General features: G+C 66.0%; 19 protein-coding genes. 8 read left to right on the top strand and 11 right to left on the bottom strand.

Annotated features, from left to right (window positions below):
• Nucleotides 1–21: 21 nt before the first annotated feature.
• Together F9929_RS02660 and F9929_RS02655 are read left to right on the top strand one after the other, a co-directional pair.
• Entirely contained in the window at nucleotides 22–255 is a 234-nt protein-coding gene (locus F9929_RS02660; protein WP_152044967.1) for a DUF433 domain-containing protein, read from the top strand.
• A complete protein-coding gene (locus tag F9929_RS02655) occupies nucleotides 255–587 on the top strand; it encodes a DUF5615 family PIN-like protein (protein WP_152044966.1) in 333 nt (110 codons plus the stop codon). Before F9929_RS02660 ends, F9929_RS02655 begins: the two co-directional genes overlap by 1 nt.
• Nucleotides 588–592: 5 nt before the next feature.
• On the opposite strand, the gene F9929_RS02650 is transcribed toward F9929_RS02655, so the two are convergent.
• The 5 genes from F9929_RS02650 to F9929_RS02630 all read right to left on the bottom strand — a co-directional run bounded on the left by F9929_RS02650 (nucleotide 593) and on the right by F9929_RS02630 (nucleotide 4,012).
• Nucleotides 593–1,537 (bottom strand): glycine--tRNA ligase subunit alpha, encoded by a 945-nt coding sequence (locus tag F9929_RS02650; RefSeq protein ID WP_152044965.1) that lies wholly within the window; start codon nucleotides 1,535–1,537, stop codon nucleotides 593–595.
• A gap of 267 nt (nucleotides 1,538–1,804) precedes the next feature.
• Entirely contained in the window at nucleotides 1,805–2,014 is a 210-nt protein-coding gene (locus tag F9929_RS02645) for a hypothetical protein (RefSeq protein ID WP_235918958.1), read from the bottom strand.
• Between the two features lie 62 nt (nucleotides 2,015–2,076).
• Nucleotides 2,077–2,952 carry a S49 family peptidase gene (locus F9929_RS02640; RefSeq protein WP_193227580.1) on the bottom strand — a complete coding sequence of 292 codons (876 nt, stop codon included), beginning with the start codon at nucleotides 2,950–2,952 and terminating at the stop codon, nucleotides 2,077–2,079.
• A gap of 72 nt (nucleotides 2,953–3,024) precedes the next feature.
• A complete protein-coding gene (locus F9929_RS02635) occupies nucleotides 3,025–3,807 on the bottom strand; it encodes a methyltransferase (RefSeq protein WP_152044964.1) in 783 nt (260 codons plus the stop codon).
• Nucleotides 3,794–4,012: a putative signal transducing protein gene (locus F9929_RS02630; protein ID WP_152044963.1), complete on the bottom strand. Its 219-nt coding sequence runs from the start codon at nucleotides 4,010–4,012 to the stop codon at nucleotides 3,794–3,796. The genes F9929_RS02635 and F9929_RS02630 overlap by 14 nt, the downstream gene beginning before the upstream one ends.
• 256 nt (nucleotides 4,013–4,268) lie before the next feature.
• On the opposite strand from F9929_RS02630, the gene F9929_RS02625 reads away from it, so the two are divergent.
• The 4 genes from F9929_RS02625 (at nucleotide 4,269) to moaB (ending at nucleotide 8,796) form a co-directional block, all read left to right on the top strand.
• Nucleotides 4,269–5,282 (top strand): polyprenyl synthetase family protein, encoded by a 1,014-nt coding sequence (locus tag F9929_RS02625; protein WP_235918956.1) that lies wholly within the window; start codon nucleotides 4,269–4,271, stop codon nucleotides 5,280–5,282.
• 177 nt (nucleotides 5,283–5,459) lie between these two features.
• Nucleotides 5,460–7,328: a tetratricopeptide repeat protein gene (locus F9929_RS02620; RefSeq protein WP_235918955.1), complete on the top strand. Its 1,869-nt coding sequence runs from the start codon at nucleotides 5,460–5,462 to the stop codon at nucleotides 7,326–7,328.
• 2 nt (nucleotides 7,329–7,330) lie between these two features.
• The gene (locus F9929_RS02615) at nucleotides 7,331–8,257 is read left to right on the top strand and encodes a 4-(cytidine 5'-diphospho)-2-C-methyl-D-erythritol kinase (protein ID WP_152044961.1); all 927 of its coding nucleotides are present in this window, start codon (nucleotides 7,331–7,333) and stop codon (nucleotides 8,255–8,257) included.
• The gene (gene moaB, locus F9929_RS02610) at nucleotides 8,254–8,796 is read left to right on the top strand and encodes a molybdenum cofactor biosynthesis protein B (protein ID WP_152044960.1); all 543 of its coding nucleotides are present in this window, start codon (nucleotides 8,254–8,256) and stop codon (nucleotides 8,794–8,796) included. The genes F9929_RS02615 and moaB overlap by 4 nt, the downstream gene beginning before the upstream one ends.
• On the opposite strand, the gene F9929_RS02605 is transcribed toward moaB, so the two are convergent.
• The gene (locus F9929_RS02605) at nucleotides 8,793–9,305 is read right to left on the bottom strand and encodes a glycosyltransferase family protein (protein WP_210251297.1); all 513 of its coding nucleotides are present in this window, start codon (nucleotides 9,303–9,305) and stop codon (nucleotides 8,793–8,795) included. The two genes, moaB and F9929_RS02605, sit on opposite strands and share 4 nt — an antisense overlap.
• 157 nt (nucleotides 9,306–9,462) lie before the next feature.
• On the opposite strand from F9929_RS02605, the gene F9929_RS02600 reads away from it, so the two are divergent.
• Nucleotides 9,463–10,617 carry a PA0069 family radical SAM protein gene (locus F9929_RS02600; protein ID WP_152044958.1) on the top strand — a complete coding sequence of 385 codons (1,155 nt, stop codon included), beginning with the start codon at nucleotides 9,463–9,465 and terminating at the stop codon, nucleotides 10,615–10,617.
• 245 nt (nucleotides 10,618–10,862) lie between these two features.
• The gene (locus tag F9929_RS02595; protein WP_152044957.1) at nucleotides 10,863–11,522 is read left to right on the top strand and encodes a ribonuclease HII; all 660 of its coding nucleotides are present in this window, start codon (nucleotides 10,863–10,865) and stop codon (nucleotides 11,520–11,522) included.
• Between the two features lie 49 nt (nucleotides 11,523–11,571).
• Here F9929_RS02595 and F9929_RS02590 read toward each other — a convergent pair whose 3' ends face one another.
• From F9929_RS02590 to F9929_RS02570, 5 genes are all read right to left on the bottom strand, one after another.
• Nucleotides 11,572–12,051, bottom strand: coding sequence for a F0F1 ATP synthase subunit B family protein (locus tag F9929_RS02590; RefSeq protein WP_152044956.1), 480 nt, complete (start codon nucleotides 12,049–12,051; stop codon nucleotides 11,572–11,574).
• A gap of 12 nt (nucleotides 12,052–12,063) precedes the next feature.
• Nucleotides 12,064–12,669, bottom strand: coding sequence for a F0F1 ATP synthase subunit B (locus F9929_RS02585; protein WP_152044955.1), 606 nt, complete (start codon nucleotides 12,667–12,669; stop codon nucleotides 12,064–12,066).
• A gap of 80 nt (nucleotides 12,670–12,749) precedes the next feature.
• Nucleotides 12,750–12,977, bottom strand: a complete 228-nt coding sequence (locus F9929_RS02580) for a F0F1 ATP synthase subunit C (RefSeq protein WP_152044954.1) — start codon at nucleotides 12,975–12,977, stop codon at nucleotides 12,750–12,752.
• Nucleotides 12,978–13,041: 64 nt separating this feature from the next.
• Nucleotides 13,042–13,803 (bottom strand): F0F1 ATP synthase subunit A, encoded by a 762-nt coding sequence (locus F9929_RS02575; protein WP_235918954.1) that lies wholly within the window; start codon nucleotides 13,801–13,803, stop codon nucleotides 13,042–13,044.
• Between the two features lie 106 nt (nucleotides 13,804–13,909).
• Nucleotides 13,910–14,239, bottom strand: a complete 330-nt coding sequence (locus F9929_RS02570; protein WP_152044953.1) for an AtpZ/AtpI family protein — start codon at nucleotides 14,237–14,239, stop codon at nucleotides 13,910–13,912.
• Nucleotides 14,240–14,298: the final 59 nt, after the last annotated feature.

Genomic DNA, 14,298 nt, shown 5'->3' with positions numbered 1-14,298 from the left:
AACTCGCCGGGGAAGAATGCAATGCAGGCCCACTCCCTTTCGGATCGCATCACGGCGGACCCCGCCATTTGCGGCGGTCGGCCGACGATCACGGGAACGCGAATGCGTGTTGCCGACATTCTCGAAATGCTGGCTTCCGGAGCCGAGCGCGCACAGATTCTGTCGGACTACGATTATCTGACGGATGAAGACATCAGTGCAGCTTTGAGCTACGCGGCGGATGCAATCGACCATCAGGTGATCCGAGCCGCCTGATGGGCCGGTTTCTCATCGACGCGCAATTGCCGCCTGCCCTTGCGGATCGACTGACGGAAGCCGGGCACGAGGCTCATCATGTCCATCGTATCGGGATGGGTGCCGCGTCCGATCGAGCCGTCTGGCAACACGCCTGCGCTATTGGCGCGACTCTCATCTCGAAGGATATCGACTTCCTGGCCTTCTCGAAGGTCGATCCGCCGCCGATTTCCATCGTCTGGGTGCGCTGGGGCAACGTCACAAACGCAGCCCTCTGGCAGTCCTTCGCCAAGGTCCTGCCCCAGATCGAGGCTGCGGTCGAAGCAAAGGACCGCATCGTCGAGCTGCGCTAAGCCGATCAGGCCGCCGCCTTGCCGCCCGCTTCCGTCTGGAGAAACGCCTCGCCGCAGGCTTTGGCCAATGTCCGCACGCGGAAGATGTAGCTTTGGCGCTCCGTCACCGAGATCACGCCGCGCGCGTCGAGAAGGTTGAACACGTGGCTCGCCTTGATCGCCTGGTCATAGGCCGGCTGCGCCATCAGGTGCAGGCCGCGATTGCCTTCCGTACCCGCCGCGCCCGCCTTCAGAAGAGCCAGACACTCGGCCTCCGCCTCGTCGAAATGGCGCAGGAGAACGGCCGTGTCGGCGTGCTCGAAGTTGTAGCGCGAATATTCCTGCTCGGCCTGGAGGAAGACATCGCCATAGGTGACTTTGTCCTCGCCTTCCCCGCCGTTGAAGTTCAGGTCGTAGACGCTGTCGACGTTCTGAACGTACATGGCGAGGCGTTCGAGGCCGTAGGTCAGTTCACCCGCGACCGGCGCGCATTCGATGCCGCAGACCTGCTGGAAATAGGTAAACTGCGACACTTCCATGCCGTCGCACCAGCATTCCCAGCCGAGCCCCCAGGCGCCGAGCGTCGGCGATTCCCAATCATCCTCCACGAAGCGCACGTCATGAAGCATCATGTCGATGCCGATCGCCTTCAGGGAGCCGAGATAGAGTTCCTGCAGGTTCGGCGGGTTGGGCTTCAGGATCACCTGATATTGGTAATAATGCTGGAGACGGTTGGGGTTCTCGCCGTAGCGCCCATCCTTCGGGCGGCGGGAGGGTTGGACATAGGCCGCCTTCCAGGGCTTCGGCCCCAGCGCGCGCAGCGTCGTTGCCGGATGGAACGTTCCGGCGCCGACCTCCATGTCGTAGGGCTGAAGAATAACGCAGCCGTGCTCCGCCCAATAGCGGTGCAGCGTCAGGATAAGCCCCTGGAAGGATCGCTCCGGACGCATGGAGGCCTGGTTATCGGACATCGGACGGCTTTCCTCGATCATCGCAGGCCGGTTGCCATGCCAAGGCGCGGCCAGTCAAGGAGAGCTATTAGAGTGCCCAACGAAACCTCCCGGGGTCGGCTGGCCGGATTTTTCCGCCGTCCGAAGGGGCGAGCCGCTTGTCTCGCCCCGTCCGCATGGACCGTTGCCAATCCTCGCCGATGCCGCCGGCATCGACTGCGTTTGGCGCCTAGCGGAGCGGCGAAAACTTCTCGGCCATCCTCAGCCCTGAGGTTTCGTTGGGCACTCTCAGTCCTTCTTCAGCCGGTAAACGCCATCGTCGCCGCGCACGAGCGTTCCGTGGCTGCGGTTGCGCGCTTCCATCTCGGCGCGCTTGGTGCGCTCGGCGGTGCGGTCGGCTTCCGACTTCAACTGCTTGAAGCCGAGCCAAGCCGCCGCGCCGACGAGACCGAAAAGAAGAAGTTGCGGCATGAGATCGATCACCTCGAACGACGTCACCGATTATGCGCTCCCCTCGCACGGCCGTAAAGCGACCACCGACAAGGGTCGCCGGCATGGTTTCACAGCCCGTAGCGCATCCACAGCGCGCGCTCCTCGAGCGTAGCGGCCAAGCCCTCGCTCAAGCCCGCCGCCAGACGTGCGGGATCGAACGACTGCGCCCCGACAAGGGTTCCCGATACGGGCTTGCGGCCGAGAAGCCCGCGATTGGCCTGAATCAACTGCGGGCGCACCTTTTCGCCGTAGCGCTCGATGAGAACGGATCGCAAGTCGCCGACCCGGTCCACGAGACCGAGTTCAACGCCCCGCTCGCCGGACCAGAACAGGCCGGAAAAGAGATCGGGATGATCCGCCAGCCGCGCCCCGCGCCGCGCCTTCACGAGGGCGATGAAGGTCTCGTGGACGCCGCGCTGGAGTTCCAGAAGGTGCGCCACATCCTCCGGGCGCTCGGGCCGGAACGGATCGAGCACCGCCTTGTTCTGGCCGGACGTGTGGACGCGCCGCTCGATGCCGAGCTTACCAATCGCGTCCACGAAGCCGAAGCCGCCGGACACGACGCCGATGGAGCCGACGATGGAGGACGGGTCGACCACGATCTCGTCGCCCGCGCAGGCGATCATGTAGCCGCCGGACGCCGCGACATCCTCCACGAAAACGAGCACCTCCTTCTTCTTCTCGGCCGCCAGATCGCGGATGCGCTTGTAGATCAGGCGCGACTGCACCGGCGAGCCGCCGGGCGAGTTGATGACCACCGCGACGGCCGGCGCGTCCTTCACCGCGAAGGCCTTGTCGAGAACGCCCGCGACGCCGCTGAGCGACAGGGTCGGCCGGAAGGGGCCGGATTGCGGCATGATTGCCCCTTGCAGGCGCACCACCGGCACCGCGACGCCCTCCTTGCGGAAACGTTTGGGAATGAAGGGTCGGAGGGAGAACGCCACGCGGTTTCGTCTTTCGTCGGAAGGGTTCAAGGCCTCGTAGATAGGGGTGACACGGGCCGACGCCAATTCGCTCTATGACAAGAGCCCGAGATCGATCGTCGCGGTGCCGGCGCCGATCTCCGCTTCCAGGGGCAAAGGGTGCGATTGCGCATCGCGCAGGACGACGGGCGGCAGGAGGGACAACGGAGCGCGCGAGCCCTTCCGGCCGTGCACCAGGATGCGCTTGGCCGGGCGGCCTTCCACCGGATGCACCGGCGCGATCCGCAGGTCGCCGAGGCGGTTCCGAGCACCGGCGAGGATGTCGCCGAGATTGTCGGGCCGGGCGATCATGGCGAAAACGCCGTTCCGCTGGAGAAGCGACGCGGCCACCGCGATCCAGCGCGGAAGAAAGTCCGGCTCCGGCATGGAAAGCGCGGCATGACGGCGCGGATCGGGCGATGTGCGACCGCCGGCCGGATGAAAGGGCGGGTTGGAAACAACGAGCGAGAAGGCACCCTCCCCGAGCCCTGCCGCCTCGCGCGCCGAACGGGGCGACAGGACGTCGATCTCCGCCACGCCCAGCCGGTCCGCGAGGGCTTCGTTGAGGGCAAGCGCGGCCGAGCGTCGCGCGAGATCGGCCATGGCGGGATCGCGCTCAACCAGAAGCACATGGGACGCGGATCGGCGGCTCGCGAGGGCAAAGCCCGCCGCGCCCGCGCCCGCGCCGAGATCGACTGCCCTTCCCCCCATATCGGGCGGGATGCTCGCCGCGAGAAGCAGCGCGTCCAGGCCCGCACGGTAGCCCCAGCCTTTGGGTTGGACGAGATGGAAGGCGCCGGCGTGAAACGAGTCGAGGCTGGTTTCAGGACAACTCATGGCCGAGCTCGGCGTCGCGCAGGAGACGGCGGGCCTGCTCGATCCGCTCTCCGTCCACCAAGATGCGCCGCGGAAGAACGCCGATGGAGCCGTCGAGAATGCTCATATGCGTGTCCGCGACGAAATGCTCGATCCCCGCATCCCGCAGAAGCGCATCCACGAAGGAAAGGAGAACCGGATCGTTGGAACGCATCAGTTCGCGCATGGGGAAAGCTTGGAGTCCGGTTTCCAGACCTTTGCTCATAGCCGGTCGGATGGCAAACTCCGAGCACTTTCCTCGACTGGCGTTCTTGTTGAAGGAGCGCCACACCGATGCTGCGTCACCGCCTTCGCCTTTCCCTTCTCGCCTTTCGTTTTATCTAGAGAGCTTGTCGCTGAGCCCGCAGCCGATTAGTGCTCGCATCACGCGCCGAAGATGAGGCTTGGCGGCCCTCCAGGCTCGGGATCAAAGGAGCGCTCTCTTGAGTTCAGCCAGCCCCGCAAGGGAAAGCCGGCAGGCGGCATCGATCGATGCGATCGTCGCCTTGACGCGCGCCGACATGGAGGAGGTCAACGGCATGATCCTCGCCATGGCGGGCTCGAATGTCGAGCTCATCCCCGAAATCGCCAAGCATCTGATCTCGTCCGGCGGCAAGCGCCTGCGCCCGATGCTGACCATCGCCTCGGCGATCGCCTGCGGCTACAAGGGCGACGGCCACGTGAAGCTCGCGGCCAGCGTCGAGTTCATGCATACCGCGACGCTGCTCCACGACGACGTGGTGGATGAAAGCGACATGCGGCGCGGCAAGAAGACGGCCCGCACGATCTGGGGCAACCAGGCGAGCGTTCTCGTCGGCGACTTCCTGCTCGGCCAAGCCTTCAAGACCATGGTGGAGGTCGGCTCGCTGACCGCCCTCGACATCCTGTCGCGCGCATCCGCCGTGATCGCCGAAGGCGAGGTCTGGCAGCTTTCCGCAGCCAAGAAGCTGACCACCACGGAAAGCGACTACCTCGCCGTGATCGAGGCCAAGACCGCCGCTTTGTTTTCGGCCGCGAGCGAGGTCGGGCCGGTGCTGGCGGGCTCGCCGTCTGAGACGCGCGAGGCCATGCGCTCCTACGGGCTCAATCTCGGCCGCGCCTTCCAGCTCGTGGACGACGTTCTGGATTATCGCGGCTCGGCCAAGGATCTCGGCAAGAACACCGGCGACGACTTCCGGGAAGGCAAGATCACCCTGCCGGTCATCATCGCGCATGAGCGTGGGAGCGAGCCCGAGCGCGCCTTCTGGCGTCGGGCGCTGGAAGAAAACGGCAACGACGACGACGCTCTTGCCGAGGCACGCCGGCTTCTCGACCGGCACGGCGCGCTGGAAGCGACGGTGACGCGGGCGCGCAGCTATGGCGAAACCGCCTATGCCGCCGCCGCTTCCCTGCCACGTTCGGAAGCGCGCGAATCGCTTCTCGATGTGGTCGATTTCTGCATCGACCGGATCAATTGACGGACGGACCGAAGTCCTTCAGATTCAATCACGAACCTGTTCCGCACCCGGCCGCAATGTCGCCAAGCGGAAGTGTCAGGGCTCGGTTTCAATGCCGCCCGCCGCCGAAACGAGGATGCGGGCCGGTGCGACCGGAGCCGGATGACCGGGCGGGTTTCTTGCCAAGAGGATAGCTGCGTGCAGAAGACGCCGACGTGCCGCATTCACTTCGCCCTCGCGCTGGCGGCGACGCTGTCCGCTTCGACGCTCGCTTTCGCGGCGCCAACGGGCGGCGACACCAAGCCGGAGCCCTCCGTCGCGGCCGATCTCGGCTCGCAGACCCTGTCGGGCGCGTATCTCGCGGCAAAGGCCGCGCAGCTCGGCGGTGATCTTCGCGCCGCGACCGCCTATTACGAGGATGCGTTGCGCATCGATCCGAACTCGCAGGTTCTCCAGCAGGACGCGATGTTCGCCTTTCTCGCCGACGGCAAGTTCGAGCGCGGCGTGGCGCTCGCCGCCAAGCTGCGCGACGACCCGGAAGCGGGCAAGGTCGCGCGCATCGCGCTCGGCATCCAAGACATTCGGGACGGCAAGTGGAGCGAGGCGACCGGCGAGTTCGATCTCGTCGACCCGAGCGATCTCGATGCCCTTCTTCTCGGCCACCTTTCCGCCTGGGCCGACCAGGGCGCGGGCCGCACCAACGAGGCGCTGGACCGCGTCGGCGAACTGAAGAAGGCAAGCTGGTATCCCGTCTTCAACAACTATCAGGCCGGTCTCGTCGCCAGCCTCGCCGGGCGTCAGGATTCGGCGAAGCGGCTTCTGGCCAAGGTCGTGGACGATCGCGGCAGCGCGCAGACCTCGCCCGACGCCTTCATGGGCGCGGCCGAGGCGCTGGCGCGCATCGAAGCGCGTGCCGGCCGCAAGAAGGAAGCGCTGCGCGCCATCGGTAAGGGCCTGGATCTGGCCGAGAACTACGAGCCGCTGGTTTTCCTGAAAGACCAGATCGAGAAGGGCGCTCCCATCGACCCGCCCGTGTCATCGGTGCGCGAAGGCGCGGCGGAAACGCTTTATATCCTCGGTCAGGCGATCAATCGCGGCGAAGGGCAGCAGGTCGCGATCCTTTACTTCCAGCTCGCCCGCGCGCTGGACGAGCGCAACCCGCAACTTCTCGTGGCGCTAGCCGGCATCGCCGAGCGCGCCAGCCGCTACGACGAGGCGATCAACTATTATCGCGACGTGCCCCAGACCTCGGCGCTGCGCCGCACCGCCGATCTCCAAACCGGCCTCGATCTCTGGTCGGCCGAGCGGAAGGATGAAGCCAAGGCGCATCTCGAGAAGGCCGTCGCCGATTACCCGGACGATCTCCAGGCCTATATGGCGCTCGCCGACATCCTGTCCTCGGCCAAGAACTACGACGAGATGTCCAGGACGCTCGACAAGGCCGTCGACATCGCCGTGAAGGCCAAGGAGGAAAGCTGGACGCTGTACTACCAGCGCGGCATCGCCTTCGAGCGCACCAAGCAATGGCCGAAGGCGGAAGCCGACTTCCGCAAGGCGCTGAAGCTGTCCCCGAACCAGCCGCAGGTCTTGAACTATCTCGGCTATTCCTGGGTCGACATGCACATGAACCTCGACGAGGGGTTGAGCATGATCAAGACCGCCGTCGATCTTCGACCCAACGACGGCTATATCGTGGACTCGCTCGGCTGGGCCTATTACCGCCTCGCGCGCTTCGACGACGCGGTGGAGCAGTTGGAACGCGCGGTTCTGCTGAACCCTTCCGATCCCACCATCAACGACCATCTGGGCGACGCCTATTGGCAGGTCGGGCGCACCCGCGAAGCGCGCTTCCAATGGCAGCGCGCTCTTGTCGGCGACCCGAAGCCCGAAGCCGCCGAGATCGCCAAGATCGAGGCGAAGATCAAGGACGGCATGGCGACCGACAACCGCAAGGCGGAAGCGCCGAACGGCGTGCCCGCGCGCGCCGAGCCCGCTCCGGCCGAAACGCGGGCCGATACGAGCGCGCCGCAAGCGCCCGCGGGCGCGCAGCCGCCGGCCGTGCAATAGGCATGGCATCCGACACGATCGAGCCGCCCGTCCTGCGGCTCGCCCCCGTCGAGATCCTCGCGCCGGCCAAGATCAACCTCGCGCTGCACGTCACCGGGCGGCGCGCGGACGGCTACCACACGCTGTCGAGCCTCGTCGCCTTCGCCGGGATCGGCGACAGGATCGAGCTTTCCCCAGCCGGCACCGACCGCCTCGACATGACGGGGCCCTTCGCGGCCGCGTTGAGTGACAGCTTGGCCGAAGGCGCGCCCAACATCCTCGCCCGGACGCTGGCGCTGGCGCGGGGCGTCGCGCGGCTGCAAGGCCACGAGATCCCCCCGCTCGCGCTCAAGCTCGACAAGCGCCTGCCCGTTGCCGCCGGCATCGGCGGCGGGTCGGCCGATGCCGCGGCGCTGCTTCGCGCGCTGGCCGATGCCTATCCAGGCCTCGAAGCGCCCTTCGCCGAAGCCTCGCTGGAACTCGGCGCGGACGTGCCGATGTGCTTGGCCGCGCGGGCCGCGCGCGTGTCGGGCATCGGCGAAACGGTGGAGCCTCTGCCGGCCTTTCCGGCTGTGCCGGCTGTTCTCGTCAATCCGGGCGTCCCCGTTTCGACGCCGCTCGTCTTCTCGCGGCTGTCGCGACGCGACAACCCGCCGATGCCGGACCTGCCCGCTCTCACCGATCTCGGCATCCTCCTCGACATACTCCAGGCGACGCGCAACGACATGGAAGACGCGGCGACGGCCATCGCCCCGGCTATCGGGGAAGCGCGCCGAGCGCTCATCGAGGCGGGTGCGCTTTTGTCGCGCATGTCGGGTTCCGGCGCGACCGTCTTCGCCGTCTTCCCGGACGACGCGGCGGCGGCGAAGGCGGCGGCGGCGATCCGCCAAGCCCATCCGCATTGGTGGGTGGAGCCGACGCGCCTCGGCAACGGCGGAGGCCGGGCATGAGCGAGCGCAGCTTCGTGCCGCTCGGGCTCGCCGTTCTGACGATTTCCGACACGCGCGAGATGGCGGACGACCGCTCCGGCACCACGCTCGTTGACCGCCTCAGCCAAGCCGGTCATCGGCTCGCCGATCGCCGCATCGTGCCGGACGATATCGAGGCGATCCGCGACACGGTGCTGGCATGGTCGCGCGATCCGGCGGTGGATGTCGTGATCACCACCGGCGGCACCGGCTTCACCGGGCGCGACGTCACGCCGGAAGCGCTGGAGCCGATCTTCGACAAGCGGATGGACGGCTTTTCCGTCATCTTCCACCGCTTGTCCTTCGACAAGATCGGCACCTCCACCATCCAGTCGCGGGCGACGGCGGGCGTCGTCAACGCCACTTTCGTTTTCGCCCTTCCCGGCTCGCCGGGCGCCTGCCGCGACGGCTGGGATCTTGTCCTGAAGGACCAGCTCGATTACCGGCACAAGCCCTGCAACTTCGTGGAAATCATGCCGCGCCTCGACGAGCATCTGCGCCGCGAAGGCCGTTCCCTTTAAGTTCGCGGGCGCGGCCGGATGGTCGCCTCGAGACGACGCGCGGCAACCCCCTTCGCCAGATCCTCGAGCTCCTGCGAAGCCCTTGGCGCGAGCCCGGCTTTGGGTAGAAGAAGCCCGTCCGCCAGAACGCTCCGTCGCCGTAGAAACCGCGACATGAGACCCCGGCGGTCATGCGGCGATACCGAGAAACGCGCGGCCTTCGGCAACGCACCGGCCAGAACATCGCCGAGATGTGCGGCGACACCCTCGATCCATCCAGGCGCCAAACGCGCACCGGGCTCAATCAGAAGCAGCCATTCTCCCTTCGCAGCAAAGACGACCTGGGCAAGTTGCTCGCCCTCCGCGATCCGGCATCCGGCGTGGTCAGCCACCTTGCGGGTTCCAGCATCCAGCCCGCGATCCAGCACCACGACTTCGCGCACGAGGCCGTCGACCGCACCCGGCACGAGGGTCGCGAGACTTGCCGCCAGCGCCCCCGCATCCTCGCCGCATTCGATCAGGACCGTCATCATCGCCGCAAATCCGCCTCTTCGAACCGTCCTGATCTAGCCGATGCGAGGACGGGCGACCACCCGCCGTCCTTCGCCATTTCGTTCTTGTATTGTTCCTCTTTTCGTACTAGTTCTGTTCTCACCAGCCCGGACATTTGCCGCTGGGGAGGCACCCATGCAGGACGCTTTCGCCGCCGACCGCGCGGCCTTCGCCAAGGGCCGCAAGGTCGGAACGCCGCTCGGCATTCCCGACGATACGGCCATTGCGCCGGAACGACGCCGAGGCCGAGGCGCCGGCATCAATCCGACCGGCCGCTTCGAACCTTTCGCGCGCGTATCCTCCGACGACGGCTGGAATGTCATGGACGAGTTGCCGCCGCTGCGCACGGAGGTCCAGGTCGAAGCGCCGAAGACGATCATCACGCGCAACACCTCGCCCGACATCTCCTTCGAGCGCTCGGTCAATCCGTATCGCGGCTGCGAGCACGGCTGCGTCTACTGCTTCGCGCGGCCGACCCATGCCTATATGGGCCTGTCCGCCGGGCTCGACTTCGAAACCAAGCTCTTCGCTAAGCCGAACGCCGCGCGCCTTCTGGAGCGCGAGTTGTCGAAGCGCGGCTACGAGCCCCGTACCATCGCCATCGGCACCAATACCGATCCCTACCAGCCCATCGAGAAGGAGCGCCGCATCATGCGCGAGCTTCTGGAGGTGCTGGAAGCGGCCAACCATCCGGTCGGGATCGTGACCAAGTCGGCGCTCGTGACACGCGACGTGGACATCCTGGAGCGCATGGCCGCCAAGGGCCTCGTGAAGGTCGCGATGTCGGTGACGACGCTCGACAAGCGCCTCGCCCGCGCGATGGAGCCGCGCGCCGCGACGCCGGTGAAGCGCCTGGAAGCGGTGAAGGTGCTGACGGACGCGGGCATCCCGGCGATGGTGATGACCGCGCCGATCATTCCCGGCCTCACCGATCACGAGATCGAGCGCCTTTTGGAAGCAGCGGCGGCAGCCGGCGCGAAGGAAGCGGGCTACGTGCTTCTGCGCCTGCCGCTCGAAGTCAGCCAGATCTTCAAGGATTGGCTCCTGCGCCATTATCCGGACCGTTATCGCCACGTGATGGCGCTTCTGCGCTCCATGCGCGAGGGCAAGGACTACGATGCCGAGTGGGGCAAGCGGATGCGCGGCACGGGACCCTACGCATTCCAGATCAAGCGGCGCTTCGAACTCGCGGCGGCGCGGCTCGGCTTGAACCAGACGCGGCACATCCTGCGCACCGACCTTTTCCGCGCGCCGCAGCCGGAAGGCGGCGTCCAATTGGCTCTGCTCTGATCCCATCCCTCTGCAAGCGCGTCACAACCGTTCATGCGGGGATGCTTGGAGAGCGCTGACGACCGCGCCGATTTGGGGCGGTCGCTGTCGATGGCGATAAGGAAGGCCGCGCAAGAGAGCAAGCCGTCCTTCCGCGACTGTCTTGCGTCGTGCGCTATTATGCCAGCCGCAGCGGACGACTATTATGCCAACCGGAACGCGCCCCCCCTTGAGGCGAACCGATCAAGCGGCTTATGCGCTTAGGCATGAAGCGCACCCGCTCCCCTGCCCCGCCCTCCGATTTCATCCCGGACTTCACGTTCGAGGCTGCACTGTACGACAAGGGCACGCGCTTCGTCGCGGGCGTCGATGAAGCGGGACGCGGACCACTCGCCGGGCCGGTTGTCGCGGCCGCGGTAATCCTCGATCCAGCCGCCATTCCGAGCGGCCTGAACGATTCCAAGAAACTGACGATGAGGGCGCGCGAGGACTTATTCGCGGCGATCCTTGCGTCATCGACGGTCGCCTTCGCGACGGCCGGGCCTGAGGAGATCGACCGCATCAATATCCGCGCCGCCTCGCTTCTGGCGATGACGCGGGCGGTCGAGGCGTTGCCGGGAAACGAGTCCCATGCCTGCCATTGCCTGATCGATGGCAAGGACGTACCGCCCGGACTGAGCGCACGCGGCACCGCGCTTGTCTCGGGCGATGCCCGGTCGCTTTCGATCGCGGCCGCTTCCATCGTCGCGAAAGTCATGCGCGACCGGATCATGATTCGGCTGTCGGACAGTTTTCCAGCCTTCGGCTTCGCTCGGCATATGGGCTACGGCACGAAGCTCCATCTCGATGCCCTGTCGGCCCAAGGTCGAACGCCGCACCACCGCTTCTCCTTTGGACCCGTCAGAAACGCGAAAGCCGCCGGCTGAAACAACCGGCGGCTTGCGGATCATCAGAAAGCGGAAGAACCGCTTGAGGTCAGTTCAGGCGCTGACGGATTTCGCCAAGCGACTGGTCGATGAAGCGACCCGATTCGCCGTGGGCGGACTTCTCGGCGATGACGCGACCGGCGGCGGCGATGGCGAGATCGACCGCCGTGGCCTTCACTTCGGCGATGGCTTCGGCTTCGGCCTGGGCGATCTTGGCTTCGGCCATCTGCGTGCGGCGCGTGACGTATTCCTCGTTGCGGCGGCGCGCGTCGGTGAGGATCGCTTCGGCTTCGCGGGTCGCGGCGGCGACGATCGCCTGTGCTTCGCGCTCGGCCTCATGGCTGCGGCGCTGATATTCGGCGAGCTGCGTCTTGGCCTCTTCCTTCAAGGCGCGCGCCTCGTCGAGTTCGCGGCGAACGCGGTTGCCGTGATCGTCGAGCGCCTTGCCCATCTTCGGAAAGGCCTTGGCGTACCAGACGATCACGAAGAAGAGGACGAGGGCGATGAATGCCCAGAATGAATTGTCCATCGGAAGGCTCCCTTAGCGGCGGACGCTGGCGACGGCGCCAGCCGCTTCCTCGCGCGAGACGTCGAGCTTGGCGACGTCCGCGAGGATCGACTGCGTGACGTCCTCCGCGATCTGGCCGACCTCGCCGAGAGCGCGGGACTTGATTTCACCGATGCGGGCCTGCGCTTCCTCGAGCTTGGCGTCGAGAGCGCCTTCGGTCCGCTTGCGCTCGGCTTCGGCGCTGTTCTTGGCGTTGTCGCGCGCTTCCGTCGCGATGGCATGCGAGCGGATGCGCGCTTCGGCAAGACCCTGCTCGTAGGCGGCGTGCGCGGCGTCGGCATCCGTCTTCATCTTCGACGCGGCGTCGAGATCGGCGGACACGCGGCTGCGGCGATCGTTCAGCGTTTCACCGATCTGCGGGAGGATGGTCTTCTTCAGGACATAGAAGAAGACGCCGAAGGTGATCGCGAGCCAAAGGATCTGCGAAGGGTAATATTCGGGGTTGAAGGGCGGAAACGCGCCTTCATGGGCAACTTCGGTATGGGCCGCGCCCTCGCCCGGCGCCAACGGCTCCGTGCCCGCATGGGCGCCGTGGGCGTCCGGGCTTTCGGTCTGCGCGAAGGCTGGGGTCACGAACATGAAGGGCTCCGACGCTTTCAAAAAAGGACCGGCGGAAATGGCACCGCCGGTCGCAACGACCTAGCTCGGCTCGTCGTCGATCAGACGGCGAAGAGGAGAAGGAGCGCGATCAGCAGCGAGAAGATGCCGAGCGCTTCCGTCACCGCGAAGCCGAAGATCAGGCGGCCGAACTGGCCATCGGCGGCCGAGGGGTTGCGCAGAGCGCCGGCGAGGTACTGGGCGAACATGTTGCCGAGACCGAGAGCCGTTCCGGCCATGCCGAAACAAGCGAGACCGGCACCGATGTAACGAGCAGCTTCCGCGTCCATGTGAACTCCTTCCTGGATTTAAGCGGTTTGGTCCTGACGGTTCCGGCGGGAACCGCGGATCGGTTTAGTGGTGAACGTGAACGGCGTCGTTCAGGTACATGCAGGTGAGAACGGCGAACACGTAGGCCTGGAGGAACGCCACCAAGAATTCCAAGGCGGTCAGCGCGATCGTCATCAGAAGCGGCAGGATCGAGCCGACGACGCCGAGCGCGCCGAGGCTCGACAAGGACACGACGAAGCCCGCGAAGACCTTCAGCGTGATGTGACCGGCCAGCATGTTGGCGAACAAACGCACCGAGAGCGAAACCGGCCGGGACAGGAAGGACACGATCTCGATGATCACCACGAGCGGCAGAACCGCGCCGGGCACGCCCGAGGGCACGAAGATCTTCAGCCAGCCGAGACCGTGCTTCATGAAGCCGTAGACCACCACGGTGCCGATCACGAGGAGCGCCAGGGCGAAGGTGACGATCAGATGGCTCGTGACCGTGAAGAAATACGGCACCATGCCGAAGAGGTTCGCCACCAGCACGAACACGAAAAGCGAGAACACGAAGGGGAAGAACTTCATGCCGGCATTGCCGGTGGCGTCGCGCAGCATGTTGGCGACGAATTCGTAGGACAGCTCGCTGACCGACTGGACGCGCGAGGGAACGAGCTGGCGGCCCCTTGTCGAGAGGTAAAGGAAGCTGAGCGCGACGGCAGCCGTCACCACCATGAACAGGGCGGAGTTGGTGAACGAGAAGTTCAGGCCGCCGATCTCGATCTGCGGACCGATCGGGAAAAGCTGGAACTGATGGATCGGGTCGGTCGGATTCGCTGCCAAGTTCCCTGGGCCCTTCCCTGCCACGTTTCGCCATAAATTCGGCGTCTTGCCCATAGCGTCAGGCGGCGCGCAGTGCAACAGCCGCAGGCGACTTTCCCGAGCGTTGTCAGCGCGGCGGCGTGTCGGGCGGGTTGGCGGGCTTGGTTGTGGCGCGAATGACGTTGCGCACGCCCGCCGCAAAGCCGATCATCAGGAAGACGATCAGGCCGAAGGGGGTCGTGCCGAAGAACTGGTCGATGCCGTAACCGATGGCGACGCCCACCAGAATGCCGGCCACGAACTCGCTGGCGATCTTGAACCCTTCCGCCGCCCCGCGCATGCCTTGCGTCGGGTTGGCTTCCGGCCGATTGCCGGGCAGTCGCGAGCGGCTTTCGGCGATTCGCCGCTCCAGATCGTCGCCCTGCCGCTTCAGATCCTTGTCGTCGTGATCGCTCATGGCCGCCTTTTCCCGCGCTGAAAACGAGCGATGCCCGCCTCGGCTTACAATGGCAAGGC

The sequence above is a fragment of the Aureimonas psammosilenae genome, assembly GCF_009176975.1.
In the GTDB taxonomy this organism is placed as follows: Bacteria; Pseudomonadota; Alphaproteobacteria; order Rhizobiales; family Rhizobiaceae; genus Plantimonas; species Plantimonas psammosilenae.
The sequence above is the reverse complement of the archived record's forward strand: the minus strand, read 5'-3'. Positions and strand labels throughout refer to the sequence as shown.